15 protein-coding genes and 1 pseudogene are annotated in these 20647 nt (G+C 37.3%); 15 read left to right on the top strand and 1 reads right to left on the bottom strand.

Annotation, left to right across the window (positions count from 1 at the left end):
* Nucleotides 1-115: 115 nt before the first annotated feature.
* Nucleotides 116-1018 (bottom strand): ArsR/SmtB family transcription factor, encoded by a 903-nt coding sequence (locus MHB53_RS12480; protein WP_340918719.1) that lies wholly within the window; start codon nt 1016-1018, stop codon nt 116-118.
* 298 nt (nt 1019-1316) lie between these two features.
* On the opposite strand from MHB53_RS12480, the pseudogene MHB53_RS12475 reads away from it, so the two are divergent.
* The 15 genes and pseudogenes from MHB53_RS12475 (at nt 1317) to MHB53_RS12405 (ending at nt 20467) form a co-directional block, all read left to right on the top strand.
* A pseudogene (locus MHB53_RS12475) lies at nt 1317-2557 on the top strand (extracellular solute-binding protein).
* A gap of 64 nt (nt 2558-2621) precedes the next feature.
* Nucleotides 2622-3500: a carbohydrate ABC transporter permease gene (locus tag MHB53_RS12470; RefSeq protein ID WP_340918718.1), complete on the top strand. Its 879-nt coding sequence runs from the start codon at nt 2622-2624 to the stop codon at nt 3498-3500.
* A gap of 44 nt (nt 3501-3544) precedes the next feature.
* On the top strand, nt 3545-4390 hold the full coding sequence (locus MHB53_RS12465) for a carbohydrate ABC transporter permease (RefSeq protein WP_340918715.1): 846 nt from the start codon (nt 3545-3547) through the stop codon (nt 4388-4390).
* A gap of 56 nt (nt 4391-4446) precedes the next feature.
* Nucleotides 4447-4866: a hypothetical protein gene (locus tag MHB53_RS12460; RefSeq protein ID WP_340918713.1), complete on the top strand. Its 420-nt coding sequence runs from the start codon at nt 4447-4449 to the stop codon at nt 4864-4866.
* 226 nt (nt 4867-5092) lie between these two features.
* Nucleotides 5093-6052, top strand: coding sequence for a glycoside hydrolase family 43 protein (locus MHB53_RS12455; protein ID WP_340918711.1), 960 nt, complete (start codon nt 5093-5095; stop codon nt 6050-6052).
* Nucleotides 6053-6219: 167 nt separating this feature from the next.
* Nucleotides 6220-7887, top strand: a complete 1668-nt coding sequence (gene araB / locus MHB53_RS12450) for a ribulokinase (protein ID WP_340918710.1) — start codon at nt 6220-6222, stop codon at nt 7885-7887.
* 21 nt (nt 7888-7908) lie between these two features.
* A complete protein-coding gene (araD, locus tag MHB53_RS12445; protein WP_340918707.1) occupies nt 7909-8604 on the top strand; it encodes an L-ribulose-5-phosphate 4-epimerase in 696 nt (231 codons plus the stop codon).
* A gap of 138 nt (nt 8605-8742) precedes the next feature.
* Complete coding sequence (araA, locus tag MHB53_RS12440; protein WP_340918705.1) at nt 8743-10221, top strand: L-arabinose isomerase; 1479 nt, start codon at nt 8743-8745, stop codon at nt 10219-10221.
* A 112-nt stretch (nt 10222-10333) separates the two neighbouring features.
* A complete protein-coding gene (locus MHB53_RS12435; protein WP_340918703.1) occupies nt 10334-11821 on the top strand; it encodes an alpha-N-arabinofuranosidase in 1488 nt (495 codons plus the stop codon).
* 13 nt (nt 11822-11834) lie between these two features.
* Nucleotides 11835-12113 carry a DUF6171 family protein gene (locus MHB53_RS12430; protein WP_340918702.1) on the top strand — a complete coding sequence of 93 codons (279 nt, stop codon included), beginning with the start codon at nt 11835-11837 and terminating at the stop codon, nt 12111-12113.
* A gap of 24 nt (nt 12114-12137) precedes the next feature.
* A complete protein-coding gene (arfA, locus tag MHB53_RS12425) occupies nt 12138-13643 on the top strand; it encodes an arabinosylfuranosidase ArfA (RefSeq protein WP_340918700.1) in 1506 nt (501 codons plus the stop codon).
* Nucleotides 13644-14039: 396 nt separating this feature from the next.
* On the top strand, nt 14040-16892 hold the full coding sequence (locus MHB53_RS12420; RefSeq protein WP_445661431.1) for a LamG-like jellyroll fold domain-containing protein: 2853 nt from the start codon (nt 14040-14042) through the stop codon (nt 16890-16892).
* 255 nt (nt 16893-17147) lie between these two features.
* Entirely contained in the window at nt 17148-18476 is a 1329-nt protein-coding gene (locus tag MHB53_RS12415; protein WP_340924663.1) for an ABC transporter substrate-binding protein, read from the top strand.
* A 224-nt stretch (nt 18477-18700) separates the two neighbouring features.
* Nucleotides 18701-19624, top strand: coding sequence for a carbohydrate ABC transporter permease (locus MHB53_RS12410; RefSeq protein ID WP_445661515.1), 924 nt, complete (start codon nt 18701-18703; stop codon nt 19622-19624).
* Nucleotides 19625-20467, top strand: a complete 843-nt coding sequence (locus MHB53_RS12405) for a carbohydrate ABC transporter permease (protein WP_340918696.1) — start codon at nt 19625-19627, stop codon at nt 20465-20467.
* Nucleotides 20468-20647: the final 180 nt, after the last annotated feature.

Here is a 20647-nt window from a genome sequence, read left to right as displayed (position 1 = left end):
AGATAATCCATTACAAAGATGGAATTAATAGAAAAATTCTAATTTGAAGAAGGTCTGGATAAGTAAAAAATAATCGACATAAGGTTAAAAGCAAATGGTCAATTCATGATTCATGTCAAAGGTAAAATGATTTAAACATGATATCTTGATCATGGTTTCCGAATTTTTTTCCAAAAAGCGTTGCCCCTCCAACATGTTTCGCATCTTCTTTTACTTCGATTCGAAAAGTCCATCTGTCACAAGTGGTATCTAAATCCTCCACTAACACTTGTGACAGGGGGTCACCATCAATATATGTTCCGTGGCTTGTAATTCTAATTGTTTTTAGTAATCCATATTGATTGATATTATGTGGCCACCATTCGGGTGTGAATTTCCCTCTTGTATCAGCAAAGTCACCGGGACTCGTCCAAGTACCTAATTCCAAACCGTTTAGGGAAAAAGTTATGTCAGAAGGCCAGACGTCATTTGAAAACGGAAATTCAGAAGATACCTCTAAACTAATTTCAAACTGTTGTAATTTTTCATCCTTTTTTAGAAAGTTAGCAATATTATATTGAACGAAACCTTGGGTAAACCACAGAATTTCCGCTTCTACTCTTTTTGGATCCATAAAGTAATTCGGTTCGTCCACTCTCCCGATAAAATCTTTCTCCGTTGCGAGCCCACATGTTGGCTTAAAATCAAAATCAGTATAATGTCCGATAGGAACAGATGTTTCATAAGATGCAAATGAATGGAAGATTTTTTTAGGGAAATTAATTTCAATATGATCCACTTTTAAGATGGAAATTCTTTGCCGACCTGATTTTCCAGGAATTTTTTCTGTTTTAATAATCCCTGCGTCTTCTAATTTTTTTATATGCTTAGTCATGATAGGACTACTTATATTAAGTGCTTCAGCCAATTCTTTAATATTCATTTTATTTTTGGAAAGTAATTGAATTATATTTATTCTTACTTCACTCGCCAAAGCTTGATAAACAACAAGTGAGGACTTGTCTATTTCTAATTGCATATTAATCCCTTCTTTCAAAGTATTTGTAGGCAAGCCTGATTAACTCGTATATATAATACAGTAAAGATGATTAACATAAATATATAATAATATAAAGGTTAAGTCGATATAAATATCTAATTTTAAAATGTTTATAGTAAACATTTATGTTAATCACCAACTTATATAGTCGATATGATTTATAAATATGTTATTGACAGCGTTTTCCTGTGAATGTATACTAATCACAAGTTAAGTATTAACTGGGAATATTCTTTTAGAAATAATCTTTAGAAAAATAGAAATGGGGGAAGAAGTAATGAAAAAAAAGGTAGGATTTTCATTTATGATTGTTTTTTTAGTAACAGTTATACTAGCCGGATGTAGTGGCGAAGACAAAAATACAATTACGTTTTGGACACCACTAACAGGTGATGATGGTGCGTACATGGATCAACTTGTTAAAGATTACAATGAAACAGATCCAGAGATTAAAGTGAAACATGTTATTACATCTGATATGTATACCAAAATGTCTACCGTATTAAACTCTGGAAAAGGTATACCTGATTTATCGATCATTCATGCTGATCGCGTTCCTTCTTACGCTAAGCAAAATGTGCTAGAGCCAATGAAGACAATAATGGAATCGGGAACTGAACTAAAAGAAGAAAATTACATACAGCAAGCATGGTCGTCCGGAAACATAGATGGCACACAGTATACAATTCCACTAGATATTCATAGTAATGCCATGTACTACAATAAAGATTTACTCAAAAAATATAATGTAGAGCATTTTTTAGATGATGATGTTGTTACTTTTGAAGAAATGTTGTCTCTAAAAGGGAAATTAGATAAAGGTGATTATGTTGTCAATGATGCCTTGTTAAGCTGGGTTATATTTGCACAGGTTCAAAACGTAGGTGGGGACATCCAAGAAGATGGAAAGCCAGCAGTTAATACTGATGTAATGAAACAAGCGATTGAAGCGGTGAAAGATGTAGCGGAGTCTGGTTTAATGACACCATATGGTGAAGACGGTTACTTAACGTTTCAGTCTGGAACGTCTTATTCTCAACAGATGGTACTTGGAGCTCTACAGCTCATGCTGAAGTAGAGGGGTTGAACTTCGGTGTGACAAATATTTATGCTTTCGAACCTGGAAAATTTACTAATAGGGCATCTTCACACTTATTCGCTATGTTAAAGAGTGAAAAAAGAACAGAAGAAAAAGAAAAAGGGATTGCTGATTTCTTAGAATTTATTCGCCAAAATTCAATTGAGTGGGCAGAAGCTGGACAAATCGTGGCAAGTAAAGAAGTTAACGAAAGTCCTGAATACGAAAAATATATGCAATCGTTCTTTACTTCAAATGATAAAGAAATTGAATCCCTTTACATTTATACATATGAATATTATCCATATGTTGCGGAAGCATTAGATACGTATGTTGCCGATATGGTTCATGGTGAAATTGATATTGATGAAGGTTTAAAAACAATGCAAACCTTTGTAGAAGATAAAATTGCTGAAGGTGGCAAAGGGGAAGCTAAGTAGAATAGTTAGCAAAGAGTAATGTGTCAGGACAAGGCACATTACTTTTACAAAAGGAGAATTAGCTATGAATAAGAAAGTAAATTTAACACCTCTTTTCTTTGTAGGTCCCCATGTAATATTATTTGCTGTCTTTATTTTTCTTCCAACGATTTACGGGATTTATGCCTCATTCACTCAATGGAATCTAATAAATGATCCGGTTTGGGTAGGGCTTGATAACTATAAAACTATCCTTTCAAATAGTGAATCAACCTTTCACTATCAATTTAGGAATGGACTAAAGAATACGTTAATATTTGTTGTTCTCAGCGTCCCTTTATTAATTGTAATCCCGTTAATGGTTGCTGTTGCATTGGAACATAAAAAGGTGAAAATGAAAACCTTTATCCAATCTATTATCTATATACCAGGATTAATTTCTATATCTGCAGCCGCGTTGATCTGGTCGCTAATCTTTAATAAACAATTAGGGGTTACTGGAAATCTGTTTGGTTCAGACACTGTTTGGGCGGCAAACCAGCCTTATGCTTGGCTCATCATTATTGTAATCACCGTATGGGGTGGAGTAGGGGGAAACATGATTATTTATCGTGCTTCCATAAATGGTGTATCACAAGATTTATATGAATCCGCAGCAATTGATGGTGCTGGCCCGATTCGGAAATTCGTTAGCATTACCTTACCGTCTATTCGTTTTCCATTAATTTATACGTTTGTTATGACAACTGCCGGCGCTTTTAATGTATTCGGTCAACCGTTAATGATGACCGATGGTGGTCCAAAACAAAGCACAACAGTATTGATGATGTATATTCGTCAACTGGCATTTAGTCACGGGGAGTCAATCGCAGGAATGGCATCAGCAATGGCGGTATTACTTGGATTGGTCATTCTAGTTATTTCAGCATTGCAATATTATGTGATGAACCGAAATGCTTCTTAGATGAACGATAGATATTTGCTAATAATGGAAAAAGGTGTGAAAAAATGTCGAAAAAAATAAGCGTATCAAAATATTCAGCATATCTATTTTTAATTGTTCTCTGTGTCATATGGGCGATTCCTATCATATTTGGAATTACCACATCATTTCGATCCCAAACGGAGGTTGTCTCTACTGGTTTTAGGTTATTGCCTGTGAATTGGATCGTTGAAAACTATGTAAATATATTGACGAATACATCTACAGCGCCAATTTTGCGTTGGTTAATGAACTCTTTATTTATTGCAACAATGCATACGCTTTTAGTGGTTGTTGTCATTTCAATTACTGCTTATGGTTATTCCCGTATGAATTTTAAAGGGAGAGATGTGTTGTTCTTTACTCTGTTAGGTATTTCCTTTTTTCCAGGGGTCGTTAACTTAATTCCATCCTATAAAATTATTGATGCGTTAGGCTGGGTTAATACCGCTTGGGCTATGGTTATACCAGGGTTAGCTGGAATGGGTAACGTTTTCTTAGTTAGACAGTTCATGAGGGGGATTCCAAAGGAATTGGACGAGTCTGCTCGGGTAGATGGCGCTGGTGACTTTAGAATCTATTACTCTGTGATGTTACCACTAATTAAACCAGTATTAATCGTTTGCGGTTTGTTCTCTTTTACTGGGTCGTGGAATGATTTTCTTTGGCCAGTTATTGTTTATACAGATGTAGAAAAAATGCCCGTTACAGCTGGATTATTGTTATTACAAGATATCTACGGAAACTATCGTATGATCGGACAATTAATGGGTTCGGCAATATTAGCGATTATCCCCACATTACTGTTATTTTTGTTCGCGCAAAAATACTTTGTGCAGTCAATTAACTTGAATTCAGGTATTAAAGGTTAAGAAACCTTGTTAGGAACAACAAGCTTCTTATGTTTTAAAAAAAGTGAGGAATGAGCATGGGCAGAAAATTAGAAAAAAAGTTGTTAATAGCAGGATCCATATGGAATATGTTTACCGCACTTATAACCATTTTAGGTTATTCTACGTGGTTTAAAAAAACAGGTGTCCAAGGAATACAAGATAATACTGTTGATTCAGTTGTAGCAGGAATGACATTAATTGATAATGTAACAAAAGTGATTTTGACCTTTGGTCTATTAATATTCGTTGGAGCAATCGTGAACTTTCTTATTGCAAGAAATATAAAAGATGGTGAAATTCAATATAAGACATTAATATGGATTGCTTGCTGGGGAATATTTCAATTGTTAGTGATGGATATTGTTGGATTTGTATTGTTTTTGGTTGTATTTGTTATTTATTCGGCAAAAAATAAAGCGATTAAGCTATCTCAAACTCAACTTGAAAGTATTTAATGAAGTGATTAGTTATGAAACTAGTTACCATTGTCCATTATAAGCCATCTTTCTATAATTAAATGTGTTAAGAATATTAAGCTGAAAACTATATAACTCTAAAAACATCTTGTTCGAAGAAAGGTAATCAAAGGTAAATGAAATTAGCGATACTTCGTCTTAGTGGAAAGGTTATAACTGTAAGCAAAGGTACTACAGAAAAATAGAGCATAAAGGGGTTGTCAGTATGAATGAATTAAATGTAAAAAATCCACTTATTGAACAAAGAGCAGATCCTTGGATTTATAAACATACAGATGGTTATTACTATTTCACAGGTTCTGTTCCGGAATATGACAGGATTGAACTACGACGTTCTGATTCTATACAAGGATTAGCAGATGCTGAGGTGAAAGCGATTTGGTACAAGCATGCAACAGGGTTAATGAGCGCGAATATTTGGGCACCAGAAATTCATTATATCGATGAAAAGTGGTATGTGTACTACGCTGCTGCACGTACATCTGAAACAAAAGATGGTCTATTTGATCATCGCATGTTTGTACTAGAAAACTCATCCTCAAATCCGTTAGAAGGTAAATGGGTGGAAAAAGGCCAAGTAAAAACGAAATGGGAATCATTTTCGCTAGATGCCACAACCTTTGAGCACAAGGGAATTAGATACTATGTATGGTCACAAAAAGACCCTGAAATAGTAGGGAACTCTAACATCTATATCTCTGAAATGGAGAATCCATGGACACTTAAGGGAGAGCATGTGTGTATTACTACTCCTGAATATGACTGGGAAAAGATTGGTTATTTAGTTAATGAAGGTGCTGCAATAATTAAACGAAATGGTCGTATTTTCATGACATTCTCAGCAAGTGCAACAGACTCTAACTATTGTATGGGTTTATTAACAGCAGATGAAAACAGTGATTTATTAGACGCAAAGTCATGGGTAAAAACAGCAGAACCTGTTTTTACTACCTCTGAAGAAAATAGTCAGTATGGTCCGGGGCATAATAGTTTTACTGTTTCAGAGGATGGCTCCCAGGATATACTTGTCTATCATGCTAGAAGTTACAAGGAAATTGAAGGAGAGCCGTTGTACGATCCGAATCGTCATGCACGCGTAAAAGTTATTCAGTGGAATGAAGATGGTACGCCAAACTTTGGGACTCCTAAACCGGACACAAAGTGAACAGAAACTTTGCAATTATTAGAATCAAATAAATAACTTGCAAGATTTTGATTGATAAAAAAAATCCACATGATAAAATGAAAAGTAGGTTATACGTACAAGTCGTGTTTCGAAAGATACACTAGATCACTTGGGCGATTAGTAAAAAAGTAAAAGGATGTGCTTATTTGGCCAAATATACAATCGGCGTTGACTATGGAAGCCTATCCGGACGAGCGGTACTTGTAGAAGTAGCGTCTGGTAACGAAGTCGCAACAGTGGTGAAAGAATATACACATCGGGTAATGGATGAATTTTTACCTGATGGCGAAACAAAACTAGAAAATGATTGGGCACTGCAACACCCGAATGATTATTTAGAAGTTTTGCAGATTACGATTCCTAAAGTTTTGCAGGAATCTGGAGTATCGACTGATGATGTAATTGGAATTGGCATCGATTTCACTGCTTGTACGGTTTTGCCGATAAAAGCAGATGGAACTCCATTATGTATGTTGGATGAATGGCGTGACAATCCACATAGTTATGTGAAGCTTTGGAAGCATCATGCGGCACAAGATGAAGCGAATCGCTTGAATGAGATTGCGGAAGAGCGTGGAGAAGATTTTCTAAAACGCTATGGTGGGAAAATTTCTTCGGAGTGGATGATTCCGAAGGTATGGCAAATCTTAAATGAAGCACCAGATATCTATGAAGCAGCAGATCAAATCGTGGAAGCGGCGGATTGGGTCATATCCCAACTGACAGGCGAAATTAGAAGAAACAGTTGTACCGCGGGCTATAAAGCAATTTGGCATAAGAAAGAAGGTTACCCGTCAAAGGAATTCTTTAAAGCGCTTGATCCACGATTAGAAAATGTTGTCGAAGAGAAGCTTTCCAACGAGATTTTTTCAATGGGTTCAAAAGCTGGTGAAATTACGGATAAAGCTACTGAATTAACTGGCTTAAATCCTGGAACAGCTGTAGCAGTTGCCAACGTGGATGCACATGTATCAATCCCAGCGGTCGGAATTACTGAACCGGGTAAATTATTAATGATCATGGGCACGTCAACATGTCATGTTTTACTTGGTGAAGAAGAAAAAATTGTTCCGGGAATGTGTGGAGTAGTGGAAGATGGTGTTCTTCCCGGATATATGGGATATGAAGCTGGACAATCCTGTGTTGGAGACCATTTTGAATGGTTTATCGAGAACTGTGTACCAGCAAGCTATTATGAAGAAGCCGAAAAAAAGAACATGAATATCCACGTGCTTTTGACAGAAAAAGCGAGCAAATTGGAAGTAGGAGAAAGCGGTCTCTTAGCCCTTGATTGGTGGAACGGTAATAGATCAACACTTGTAGATGCTGATTTAACAGGTGTATTGATTGGATCGACGCTTTTGACTAAGCCAGAAGAAATATACCGTGCATTAATTGAAGCAACTGCATACGGTACAAGAATTATTGTCGATGCCTTTCGTGATAATGGCGTACCTGTCAACGAAATATATGCATGTGGGGGCATTGCAGAGAAAAATGCATTGATGATGCAAATTTACTCCGATGTCTTAAATATGGAAATTAAGATTTCAGCTTCATCACAAACGCCGGCGTTAGGATCTGCGATGTTTGGTGCCGTTGCAGCTGGTAGTGAACGTGGTGGCTACAACAATATTACAGATGCCGCAAATATAATGGGCGGAGTAAAAGACGAAATATATAAACCCGTAGTAAAAAATGCTGAAGTATACGAATTACTCTATGCAGAATATGAAAGGCTATATAACTATTTTGGACGTGGCGAAAACAACGTGATGAAAACATTAAAAAATATTAAAAAGAACACCCTCTAATTTGGAATAGGAGGAATTACAATGCTTGAATCTTTAAAACAGGAAGTATTGCAAGCGAACTTGCAACTACCGAAATATGGGCTCGTCACTTTTACATGGGGAAATGTAAGTGGTATAGATCGCGGCCAAGGGCTTGTTGTTATTAAGCCGAGCGGTGTTGCTTACGATGATTTGTTATTGGAAGACCTTGTTGTTGTTGATCTAGAAGGAAATGTGATTGAAGGTGATATGCGTCCTTCATCCGATACGGCGACACATCTTGCACTTTATAAGGCATTCAGTGAAATTGGAGGTGTTGTCCATACTCATTCACCATGGGCGACAAGTTGGGCACAGGCGCACCGGCCAATTCCGGCACTTGGTACGACCCATGCTGATTATTATTATGGTGAAGTTCCGGTCACTAGGCCGCTTACCAAGCAAGAAATAGAAAATGCTTATGAATTGGAAACAGGAAATGTCATCATTGAGACATTTCAACAATTGGACCTTGACCCGAAAGCGATGCCGGGGGTACTCGTTGCGGAACATGCCCCATTTTGTTGGGGAAAGGATGCAAAAGAAGCTGTTCATAATGCAGTTGTACTAGATGAAGTGGCTAAAATGGCGTTCCATACAATTCAGTTAAACCCTCAAGTGAGAGCAATGGATCAGTTTCTATTGGACAAACACTATTTGCGTAAACACGGACCCAAAGCATATTACGGACAGAAGTGAACTCGTTACAGCAAGCTGAAACATCGGGGAATTACCCTACTTGATTGGTAACTTCCACCTACGCTTCGCTTAGAGGTGGGGGGCAAACCCTAAAGAAAGATCAAGATAAATATTGATTGAACCCAAGGAGGAAATCCTATGTTAAAGACGAAATCCTATGAATTTTGGTTTGTAACTGGTAGCCAAATGCTATACGGAGAAGATGTACTGCTTCAAGTGGAAGAACATTCGAAAGAGATGGCGGCTGGGATTGATAGCAATCCAAACGTTTCTTATAAAGTTGTGTTTAAATCTGTTGTCAAAGAATCTGATGCAATTCGTAGACTAGCTCTAGAAGCAAATGCGGATGAAAACTGTGCCGGTATTATCACTTGGATGCATACATTTTCACCAGCTAAAATGTGGATTTTAGGCTTAAAAGCATTGACGAAACCGCTACTTCATTTACATACTCAATACAACCGTGATATTCCATGGGATAGCATTGATATGGATTTTATGAATTTGAATCAATCTGCACATGGCGACCGTGAATTTGGATTTATCGGTAGCAGAATGAATATCACACGAAAAATAGTCGTTGGCCATTGGGAAAATGAAGAGGTATGTGAACGAATCGGCGGATGGATGCGGACCGCGGTAGCTTTTAACGAAAGTCAAAATTTGAAAGTGGCTCGTTTCGGCGATAATATGCGCCAAGTTGCTGTAACAGAAGGCGATAAAGTGGAAGCGCAAATTCAGCTTGGCTGGACTGTAAATGGGTATGGAATTGGTGATCTTGTTCAACTTGTCAATGATGTATCAGCGCAAGAAGTAGACCAGTTGATGACTGAATATGAAGAAAGCTATGACATCGTTAGCAAGGGAGACAGCGATATAGAGTCGATTCGCTATCAGGCAAAAATTGAAATTGCTATGAAAACATTTTTAGAGGCAGGTGGCTACACTGCTTTTACGACAACATTTGAAGACTTACATGGTATGGAACAACTTCCAGGTCTAGCTGTACAAAGACTAATGGAGCAAGGATACGGATTTGCTGGTGAAGGTGATTGGAAAACAGCTGCACTCGTACGCTTGATGAAAATCATTGCTGATGGTAAAGATACATCATTTATGGAAGATTATACGTATCACTTTGAGCCTGGAAATGAGCTTGTGCTCGGGTCGCATATGCTTGAAGTATGTCCAACGATAGCAGCTACAAAGCCGACTATTGAAGTGCATCCTTTAGGCATTGGCGATAGGGGAGATCCAGCTAGAATTGTATTTGATGGGGCAAGTGGAGCTGCGCTTAATGCATCAATTATCGATATCGGTCACAGATTCCGATTAGTGATTAATGAGGTAGATGCGGTGAAACTTGAAAAAGAAATGCCGAAACTTCCTGTTGCACGAGTGCTTTGGAAATCACAGCCTTCACTTGCCCAAGCAGCAGAGAATTGGATTATTGCTGGTGGCGCGCATCATTCATGCTTCTCCTATAAAGTAACGCCTGAACAGTTAAAAGATTTTGCCGAACTTGTCGGAATCGAATCAGTCTTGATCAATAACAATACAAACACTCATGCTTTTCAAAACGAATTACGGTGGAACGATTTACTTTATCGCTCATAAAAGGAAGATAGAAGCGCCTCTACCGATGGTGAAGTCGAGGTAATTACTGTGTTACAAGTTTTTGGAACTAAATAAGCTATATTAAAAATAAGTTTTCTATAAGGAGAATTCGATGAAGAATCATGTGATTATTAATGCGGATGTGGAAAAAGGAACCATTAATAAAAATATTTACGGTCATTTTGCTGAGCATTTAGGTCGAGGGATATATGAAGGGATATGGGTTGGCGAGGATTCAACGATTCCTAATACGAACGGCATTAGAAATGATGTTTTGGAAGCGTTGAAAAATTTAAATATTCCTGTTTTACGTTGGCCAGGTGGTTGTTTTGCTGATGAGTATCATTGGAAAGATGGAATCGGTCCTCGTGAAGATCGAAAGAGAATGATCAACACCCATTGGGGCGGATTAGTCGAAAATAATCATTTTGGTACACATGAATTTATGATGCTATGTGAAATGTTAGATACTGAACCGTATATTTGTGGGAACGTTGGAAGTGGGACAGTTCAGGAAATGTCTGAGTGGGTTGAGTACATGACATTTGACGGCGAGTCCCCAATGTCGAATTTGCGAAAAGAAAATGGACGAGATGAGCCTTGGAAGTTGAAATACTTTGGTGTTGGGAATGAAAACTGGGGTTGTGGGGGCAATATGCGTCCCGAATACTATGCAGATCTGTACCGACGTTATCAGACATATGTCCGTAACTACGGTGATAACCATCTCTACAAAATCGCTGGAGGTGCAAATGTAGACGATTACAACTGGACAGAAGTGCTCATGAAAAATGCAGCTCGGATGATGGATGGTCTTAGTCTACATTATTATACGATTCCAGGAGAATTCTGGGATGGCAAAGGATCGGCCACAGATTTCCCTGAAAATGAATGGTTTATCACATTGCAGAAGGCGCTTCATATGGATACTTTGATCACGAAACATAGCACGATTATGGACAAGTATGATCCTGAAAAAAGAATCGGTATAATTATTGATGAGTGGGGCACATGGTTTGATCCAGAACCAGGTACAAATCCAGGGTTTCTTTATCAGCAAAATACAATTCGTGATGCCCTTGTTGCAGGACTGCATTTTAATATTTTCCATGAACATGCTGACCGTGTGCAAATGGCGAATATTGCGCAAACAGTTAACGTTTTACAGGCGATGATTTTGACAGAAGGCGAAAAAATGCTATTAACTCCAACATATCATGTATTCGAAATGTTTAAAGTTCACCATGATGCTACTTTGTTGGCTGTTGACGGAAGCTATGATAAATATGAACTTGACGGACAATCATTACCACAAACGAGTGTTTCTGCTTCAAAAGATGACAACGGAGTGATTCATATTAGCTTATGCAATCTCGATCATCTAAATGCTACTAATATTGATGTCGATCTTCGTGGGATTGATTTAACATCTGCTAATATCAAAGGGAAAATTTTAACTGCTAGTGAAATGAACGCTCATAATACATTTGAACAGCCTGAAAATGTAAAACCAGTTGAATTCACTGATGTGAAAGCTGATGGACAGTCACTTTCTGTTTCGCTACCGCCAATGTCAGTTGTTGTTCTGGCTGTGAAATAAGGGGCGTTCTCATATGAATAATTTATGTAAGGGATGTACAGAAAGTGTCATTGTTGCGGATGAAGTATTAGAAGATATGGTGCTTGATGCCGTGCGGGCTGGGAAAATGATCGTTCCAGATTTTATTTACGAGAAGCGGCTTCTCCTTTGTAGAAGTTGCCCCTCGCTTCAATATGGTACTACTTGTAAACATAGTGGTGGCCTCGTACATTATCAAGCAAAGATTGCTACGAGCAAATGCCCATTTCCACATGATCCAAAGTGGTTTCAGGCATCATCAGTAATTTGTTGAAAATTTTCGAAGGGGATGAGTTGAATGAGTAGTAAAAAAGCGAAGATGATTGTGGAAAAGGATTTTAAAGTATCGGATATAGATGACAGGATTTACGGTTCATTTGTAGAGCATCTTGGCCGTGCAGTATATGGTGGAATTTATGAGCCCACTCACCCGGATGCAGATGAAAATGGCTTCCGAAAAGATGTGATCGAGCTTGTGAAGGAATTGAATGTACCTCTTGTTCGCTATCCAGGCGGGAATTTTGTTTCTGGATATAACTGGGAGGATGGTGTCGGTCCAAAAGAAGATCGCCCACGCCGTCTTGAATTAGCATGGAGAACAATTGAAACGAATGAACTTGGCACGAATGAGTTTATGGATTGGGCGAAGCTAGCCAATGCAGAAGTAAATATGGCTGTAAACCTTGGAACCCGTGGAGTTGATGCAGCTCGTAATCTAGTAGAATATTGTAACCATCCTTCTGGTACGTATTACAGTGATTTACGTGTTTCTCATGGGTATAAAGATCCCCATAAAATTAAAACATGGTGCCTAGGGAATGAAATGGATGGCCCATGGCAAATTGGCAGCAAAACTGCGGTTGAATATGGAAGAATTGCAAATGAAGCTGCAAAAGTAATGAAGCTTGTTGACCCTACGATTGAACTCGTTGCCTGTGGAAGTTCAAGTCGTACAATGCCTACATTTGCGGATTGGGAAGCGACAGTATTAGATCATACATATGAGAATGTCGAATTTATTTCCCTCCATCAATATTATGGTAATCGTGATAATGATATAGCAAACTATTTGGCACGTTCACTTGAAATGGATGACTTTATCAAGTCTGTCATTTCCATTGCAGATTATATTAAATCCAAAAAACGTAGCAAAAAGACAATCAACTTAGCTTTTGATGAGTGGAATGTCTGGTATCATTCGAATGACGCCGATCGAAAAATTGATCCGTGGTCCATTGCTCCTCCACAACTAGAAGACATTTATAATTTTGAAGATGCATTGCTAGTTGGTTCCATGCTTATTACGATGCTCAGAAATGCAGATCGAGTAAAAATTGCTTGTATGGCACAGCTCGTGAATGTAATTGCACCAATTATGACTGAAAACGGTGGACCAGCATGGAAGCAAACAATTTTCTACCCATACATGCATACTTCAATTTATGGTAGGGGAGTTGTACTGAACCCAATCGTTTCAAGCCCGAAATATGACAGTAAAGATTTCACTGATGTACCAATGCTTGATACGACTGCTGTTTATAATGAAGAAAAAGAAGAATTGACGATTTTTGCTGTCAACCGCGATCTTGAAGATAGCTTGTTACTAGAATGTGATATTCGTAACTTCGAGGAATATAAAGTAGTGGAGCATATTGTATTGGAAAATGATGATTTAAAAAAGGTTAACTCAGCTCACGTTCAAGCCGTAGCACCTCATAATAGTGGAAATGCTGAAAATGATAATGGACTTGTAGCAGCTACGTTACCGAAATTGTCATGGAATGTGATCCGTTTAAAAAAATAAAGTTTTAAGTAAATAATGAAGTCAGGTAGTTGATTAGTACTACCTGATATTTATTTGAGACTGAATTTTCAATTTTATCGCAGATTAACGGGCAGTAAAACCCCCACTTCAAGACTTAGAGAAATCGAAGAAGGATAAGTGGGGGATAACTGCCCGTAAAGGCCCGATTAGTTCAGGCCAACAGGATGTTGGTCACTCAGGCGTTGCCGCAGGACGCGGCGACCTTAGCCTGAGTTCCTTAACCATCAGTGGGGATGAACAAAAACCCCACTGATGGAAGTTTCACTTTATTAAATGTCATCTTTAGATCTATTTAAATGATAATGAACGCAATAATAAGGTGTCATTACATGTCAGTAGGAGCACCTCAGAATAAAAAAGAGAGGTGGAGAAAATATGAGGAAAAAAGGCTTTGGTAGAATCGTGATTTTATATTTAGGCATTCTATTGGCTATACCCGGATCTGTATTTGCAAGCGATAAGGATGATAAAAATATGTACCAACAAACAGACCCTCCTGTATTTAAGGAAGTTTCGGTTCACGATCCATCTATTATTAAAAAAGATGACACATATTATGTATTTGGTTCTCATATTGATGCTGCCAAGTCAACAGATTTAATGAATTGGACTAGATTTACTAATGGGTACACTACACCTGGAAATGCAATATATGGAGATTTATCAAAAAATCTAGCGGGTTCTTTTACGTGGGCCGGTGAGAATGACGCTGATAGTAAAGGTGGATTTTCAGTTTGGGCTCCAGAAGCTTTCTGGAATGAGAACTATCTCAATGAGGATGGAACAAAAGGTGCTTATATGATGTATTATAGTGCCTCCTCTACATATATCCGTTCCGCTATTGGTTATGCGGTTTCTAAAAACATTGAAGGACCGTATAAGTATGTGAATACTATTGTCTATTCAGGTTTTACAAAAGATGAAGCATATGATGCTGAAAGTGAGGTTAATAAAAAATGGACAAATACAAATATTAAAGGCTTGGTTGATAATGGTACATTAGCTGGAGAAAGATCTGGTTGGTTTAATAATAATGGTTCATATGCTAATGGTAATTTTCCAAATGCGATTGATGCAAATTTGTTTTATGACGAAGAAGGTAAGCTTTGGATGACATATGGGTCTTGGTCAGGAGGAATTTTTATCCTTGAAATCGATAAAGCTACGGGTAAAGCTATTTATCCAGGCAAAGATGGGACTACAGAAGATGGTAGACTCATTGATCGATATTTTGGAACGAAAATATCTGGTGGATTTGGAAAATCAGGTGAAGGTCCTTATGTAGTCTATGATAAAAATACGGGCTATTATTATTTATATGTGACTTATGGCTGGTTAGGCGCTGATGGCGAATATAATATGAGGCTGTTCCGGTCTAAAAATCCTAAAGGTCCGTATGTTGATGCAATGGAACAAAATGCTGTTTTACCTGGTAATATAGATCATTCTCCGTATGGTAATAAGCTGATGGGCCACTTCCTATTTAAAAGAAAAGTTGGAGATCCTGGCACAGGTATTGGTTATGGTTATGTATCTGCAGGCCATAATTCCGTTTACCTTGATCCTGAAACAGGTCAGCAATTGTTGGTTTTTCATACACGTTTCCCACAAAAAGGCGAGGCACATGAACTTCGAATTCATCAAATGTTTATGAATGAAGATGGCTGGCCTGTAGTGGCACCATATAGGTATGCAGGTGAAACACTTGGTAAAGTTAGTAGAGAAGATTTAGTTGGAGCATATCAATTTGTTAACCATGGAAAAGATAATTCTAACGTGATTAAAGATTCCGTTACTATTACTTTAAATGAGGATGGGACTGTTTCCGGACTAGGTAATGGTATATGGGAACTAACCGATGATTATCATGCTACATTGACTGTTGACAACGACATATACAAAGGTGTGTTTCTACGTCAGTGGAGCTCGGTTAGCGAAAGCTATGGTATGACATTTACAGCTTTATCAAATAAAGGTGAATCAATTTGGGCTATTAAGACAGTAGATCGTACAGTTGAAGAACTTGTAGCGATTATTAAAGATGAATTAAGTTTAGGTGATACAAGTGGAGTGATAGCTAATTTAACACTGCCAACACAAGCAGCAGGTGGGACTAAAATTTCTTGGCAATCTTCCACTGCCGATGTAGTTTCCGCACAAGGAGTCGTCAATCGACCAGAATCGGGTATGGGCAACATAACTGTTACGCTCACTGCAACAATCACTAACGGTGATATTACAGTTACAAAAACATTTATGGTCATTGTTTTAGCCGGTAAAGATGCTAAACTAGTAGCTTATTATCCATTTGATGGCGATTTAAAAGATCAGACAAAAAATGTGGAAGCGGGAACAATTACTGGAGATAGAATCGACAATACTGGTGGAACAATAACATACTCTGACGGGAAGAGTGGTAAAGCTGCTTTCTTTGATGGTAAATCGGGTATCTTACTGCCAAGCGGCTTAATTTCGAGCAATAAGTACACTGTTTCATTGTGGCTTAAACCTGAAGAGATAACTGATTTTACAACTACATTCTTTGGAGCGACAGCTACTAATAATTGGATTAGTCTTGTTCCGAAAGGTCCAGTAGATGGTGAAACGATGTTATGGTCTGGTGAAACTTGGTATGATGCACCTACCGGTTTGGCGATAAGTACGAATGAGTGGACACACTTGGCATTTACAGTTGAAGAAGGAAAAATTGATGTATACGTTAACGGCACTCGAAAGTTTTCCAATACTGGATTTCCGAATGTGTTTACCTCGAATAATGCTTCGTTTGGTTTAGGTGTAAACTATTGGGATACTCCTTATATGGGACTGATCGATGAGTTACTTATTTATGATGATATGACTTTATCAGAAGAGGAAATAAAGGCTTATTTTGAAACGGGAGGATTCCCTGGAAAAGAAAATGCAAATCTTGATGAAATTGAAGAACTAGTAAAAAGCTCTGTTCTGAATAAAGGAATTCAAAATTCATTGCTCGCTCAATTAGATAATGCACAGCGACATTTTGAGAAGATGGAAGACTTCCTTAAAAAAAATAAGGAAAAACAAGCTAAACAATCAGAAAGAAGTGGTTATAAAACCTTGACACAGATTGCTGAGCGGATTGAACAACATTCCGGTCGACATATTGAAAAAGACATGGCAAACCAACTTACAGACTTAATTTATAATATGGTTGAAAACCAAACTATGTCTGTTCAGGATGCATAATGTCGATGGATTAGTATTTTCCTGATAATTATTCTTTTCGACAAATGTTAACATGTTCGTACAGGTTGTTGTTTTGATTCTTATTACTTGTGCAACTAGTGATAAGTTTTGACTGTATTTTATTGGAGTATTGAAAAAATGGCTATTCAGATTCTTGTGGTTAAGTATCTTGCTGGAGGATAGAAATCTAGCGTATATGTAGCTGATAAGACTTGTAAGCACTACAAAAATAAATTGATCGAGGGGGATATGATGATTAAAAAAGGTCTATTAGTGTTTCTTATTGGATTAATGTCCGTGGTTTTAATCGCTTGCGGGGGAGACAAGGGTTCAGGGGATGCAGAAGAAACAATGCTCATTGGTGACGATGTAGAAGATGCGACAGAATTAACGTATTGGACGTTTGTTGAATTGCATATGGACTTTTTTAAAGACGCAGTACCACGTTGGAATGAAGCGAATCCTGACAAGCCGATCAAATTAAAAGCGGAAACGTACCCTTACGATCAAATGCATAATAATCTTCTATTAGCCTTACAATCTGGTAAAGGTGCACCAGATATATCTGATATTGAAATTGGCCGCTTTCCTAACTTCTTACAGGGAGAACCGCAGTTGTTACCGATGAATGAGTATGTTGAACCTGAAATAGATAATTTTGTTAAATCACGTTTTGATATTTACTCTAAAGATGATAATTACTATGGTATGCCGACGCATGTTGGAGCATCTGTCATGTACTACAATAAAGAAATTATGGATAAAGCTGGTGTAGACATCGACTCTATTAAGACTTGGGATGACTACGTTGAAGCCGGGAAAAAGGTTGCCACAAACACAGATGCTAAGATGACAACTGTCCATACCGGTGATTATATGACGATGTGGGAAATGATTAGCCAGCAAGGTTCTGATTGGTTTAATGAGGCTGGAGAACTTACGGTGGATAACGACATTAATATAAAGACATTAGAATTTTTGAATGACATGCTTTACAAGCATGAAATTGCCGAGCTAACTCCTGGTGGGGAACCACATGCTGAAGAGTTTTATGCTTATATGAATGATGGTGGAGCTGCTAGTGTTTCTATGCCGATTTGGTATATGGGCAGATTCACAGATTATATGGGAGATCTTAAAGGGAAGATAGTAGTTCGTCCAATGCCTGCATGGGAAGAAGGCGGAAACCGTTCAGCAGGTATGGGTGGTACAGGTACTGTTGTTACAAACCAAACGAAGCATGCAGACCTTGCAAAAGAATTCTTGGCTTTTGCAAAACTATCCAAAGAAGCAAATATTAAATTATGGACAGTTTTAGGCTTTGATCCTCCACGCTGGGACGTTTGGGAAAGTGAAGAAGTAAAAGCGGATAATAAGTTTTATCAATTCTTTGGGAATGATATTTTTGATACGCTGCTTGATGTAAAAGATGAAATTAATGCGGTTAACATTACAGAATACACTCCAGAAGTTGCTAATGAGATTAATACAAATGTATTTGATAGTGTTCTTAGACAGCAATCACAAACACCTGAAGAAGCACTTAAACAAGCCGCAAAAACAATTAAAAGCAATATGAAGTAAATGTAAAAAGTAAATTGCAAGGCACATTACTATGTACCTTGCAATTTTGTTATATATATCCTTAAAAATATTATAACTAAGGACTTATTCTAAGGGAAATTATTATAGAAAATAGATGAGATGTCATTTAATATCACCCATGCAAACATCTATTTGTTAAGCATCATATTGAAGATATTCGTACTAATTAAGGGAGGGATTTTATGTTACCGACATCCAGAAGTATGACGAAGGAATTTACACCTATTAAAAGTCCTAATAAAATCTTAGCTTTTTTAAATTCCAAGAGTGTAGTACCGTATATATTTGTTGCACCATTTCTACTTTCATTTCTAGTCTTTTCTTTTTATCCATCCATTAAAGCAGTAATCATGAGTTTTCAAAAAGTATTGCCCGGGCAGGTTACATTCGTTGGTATTGATAATTATACTAGGATCTTTAACCCAACCTTTTACAAAGCATTATCGAATACTACTATTTATGTTATTTTTAGCGTAGTCATTTTAGTGACAATTCCAATTATCCTATCTGTTTTATTAGATTCAAAGTTTATCAAATTTAAAACAATATTTAGGGCATCGCTATTTATTCCAGCATTAACTTCAACGATTGTTGCTGGTATGGTTTTTCGTTTAATGTTTGGAGAAACGGACACCGCGGCAGCTAACCAATTTCTTCATTGGATTGGATTAGATTCTGTAGATTGGAGATATAATGCCTGGTCCGGAATGTTTTTAATGGTTTTACTTTGCTCATGGCGTTGGATGGGGGTAAATATTTTATACTTCTTAGCTGCGTTACAAAATGTTCCTAATGAATTATATGAAGCAGCAGATATTGATGGGGCAACTAAGTTTCAAAAATTTAGGTTTGTAACACTTCCTTTTTTAAAGCCTGTAACTGTTTTTGTTTCAACTATTTCAGTTATAAATGGTTTTCGCATGTTTGAAGAAAGCTTTGTATTCTGGGAAGCGGGCTCACCAGGAAATATAGGTTTAAGTGTCGTGGGTTATATATATCAACAAGGAATTCAACAAAATAATATGGGATTTGGTGCAGCGATTGGTGTCGTATTAATGTTAATTATTTTTGTTGTTAGCTTCATTCAACTAATCCTCACCGGAACGTTTAAAAAGGGGGATGAATAAATGAAAAAGAATAATAATGATGTAGCCCTAAAATGGACAGCTAATATCAGTTTTGTGATATTTTCCTTTATAGCGCTATTTCCAATCATAAGTTTATTGCTTTCTTCATTTAGACCGTCATCTGAGTTGATGCGTAATGGTATCAGCCTAACCTTCGATCCTAGCAAATTAAACATTGATAACTATACTTATATATTTATTGAAGCAAGTAAATATTGGACTTGGTATGGAAATAGTCTTATAATCACTGCAATTACAATAGTCCTATCATTGTTTTTTTCTTCAATGGTTGGCTACGCATTAGCGGTATATGATTTTAAAGGCAGAAATTTTTTCTTCATCCTCGTTCTATTTATATTGATGGTACCATTTGAAATATTAATGTTACCACTGTACCAATTAATGATCAGTATGCAGTTAATTGATACATATGCTGCCGTAATCATGCCTGCAATTGTTGCACCTATTGCCGTCTTTTTCTTTAGGCAGTATGCATTAGGTCTTCCGAAAGAATTAATGGATGCAGCTAGGATTGATGGATCAACTGAATACGGTATATTTTTCAAAATTATGTTACCGTTAATGGCACCATCTTTAGCGGCAATGGCTATACTGCAAGGCCTTGGTAGCTGGAATAACTTCCTATGGCCATTAATTGTATTACGATCCAACTCGATGTTTACTTTACCAATCGGTTTAGCAACATTATTAACTCCGTACGGGAATAATTACGATGTATTAATTGCCGGATCCGTCATGACTATTATTCCAATTATATTTCTATTTATTTTCTTTCAACGTTATTTTGTAGCAGGGCTTACAGTTGGTGGCGTGAAGGGATAAAGTAGAGTGATAGAATAAAAATAGATCATATTGAAATATGTGAAGGATGATTATAGGCTTTCAGACTGTCGAGAAAAATTCTCGGCAGTCTTTCTTCATTTTGCTGGAATACTGGACCGCCCCACGCCAACGAAATTATATGGAGTTATACTAATCACTTCGAGCACTTTGCGAGCCATT

The sequence above is a fragment of the Bacillus sp. FSL K6-3431 genome (assembly GCF_038002605.1).
In the GTDB taxonomy this organism is placed as follows: domain Bacteria; phylum Bacillota; class Bacilli; order Bacillales; family Bacillaceae_C; genus Lederbergia.
The sequence above is the reverse complement of the archived record's forward strand: the minus strand, read 5'-3'. Positions and strand labels throughout refer to the sequence as shown.

What these genes read in the sequence shown, in the direction of transcription:
- MHB53_RS12480 (WP_340918719.1), bottom strand. Translation starts at nt 1,018, where the DNA reads ATGCAATTAGAAATAGACAAGTCCTCACTTGTTGTTTATCAAGCTTTG.
- MHB53_RS12470 (WP_340918718.1), top strand. Translation starts at nt 2,622, where the DNA reads ATGAATAAGAAAGTAAATTTAACACCTCTTTTCTTTGTAGGTCCCCAT.
- MHB53_RS12465 (WP_340918715.1), top strand. Translation starts at nt 3,545, where the DNA reads ATGTCGAAAAAAATAAGCGTATCAAAATATTCAGCATATCTATTTTTA.
- MHB53_RS12460 (WP_340918713.1), top strand. Translation starts at nt 4,447, where the DNA reads ATGGGCAGAAAATTAGAAAAAAAGTTGTTAATAGCAGGATCCATATGG.
- MHB53_RS12455 (WP_340918711.1), top strand. Translation starts at nt 5,093, where the DNA reads ATGAATGAATTAAATGTAAAAAATCCACTTATTGAACAAAGAGCAGAT.
- araD (WP_340918707.1), top strand. Translation starts at nt 7,909, where the DNA reads ATGCTTGAATCTTTAAAACAGGAAGTATTGCAAGCGAACTTGCAACTA.
- araA (WP_340918705.1), top strand. Translation starts at nt 8,743, where the DNA reads ATGTTAAAGACGAAATCCTATGAATTTTGGTTTGTAACTGGTAGCCAA.
- MHB53_RS12435 (WP_340918703.1), top strand. Translation starts at nt 10,334, where the DNA reads ATGAAGAATCATGTGATTATTAATGCGGATGTGGAAAAAGGAACCATT.
- MHB53_RS12430 (WP_340918702.1), top strand. Translation starts at nt 11,835, where the DNA reads ATGAATAATTTATGTAAGGGATGTACAGAAAGTGTCATTGTTGCGGAT.
- arfA (WP_340918700.1), top strand. Translation starts at nt 12,138, where the DNA reads ATGAGTAGTAAAAAAGCGAAGATGATTGTGGAAAAGGATTTTAAAGTA.
- MHB53_RS12420 (WP_445661431.1), top strand. Translation starts at nt 14,040, where the DNA reads ATGAGGAAAAAAGGCTTTGGTAGAATCGTGATTTTATATTTAGGCATT.
- MHB53_RS12410 (WP_445661515.1), top strand. Translation starts at nt 18,701, where the DNA reads ATGACGAAGGAATTTACACCTATTAAAAGTCCTAATAAAATCTTAGCT.
- MHB53_RS12405 (WP_340918696.1), top strand. Translation starts at nt 19,625, where the DNA reads ATGAAAAAGAATAATAATGATGTAGCCCTAAAATGGACAGCTAATATC.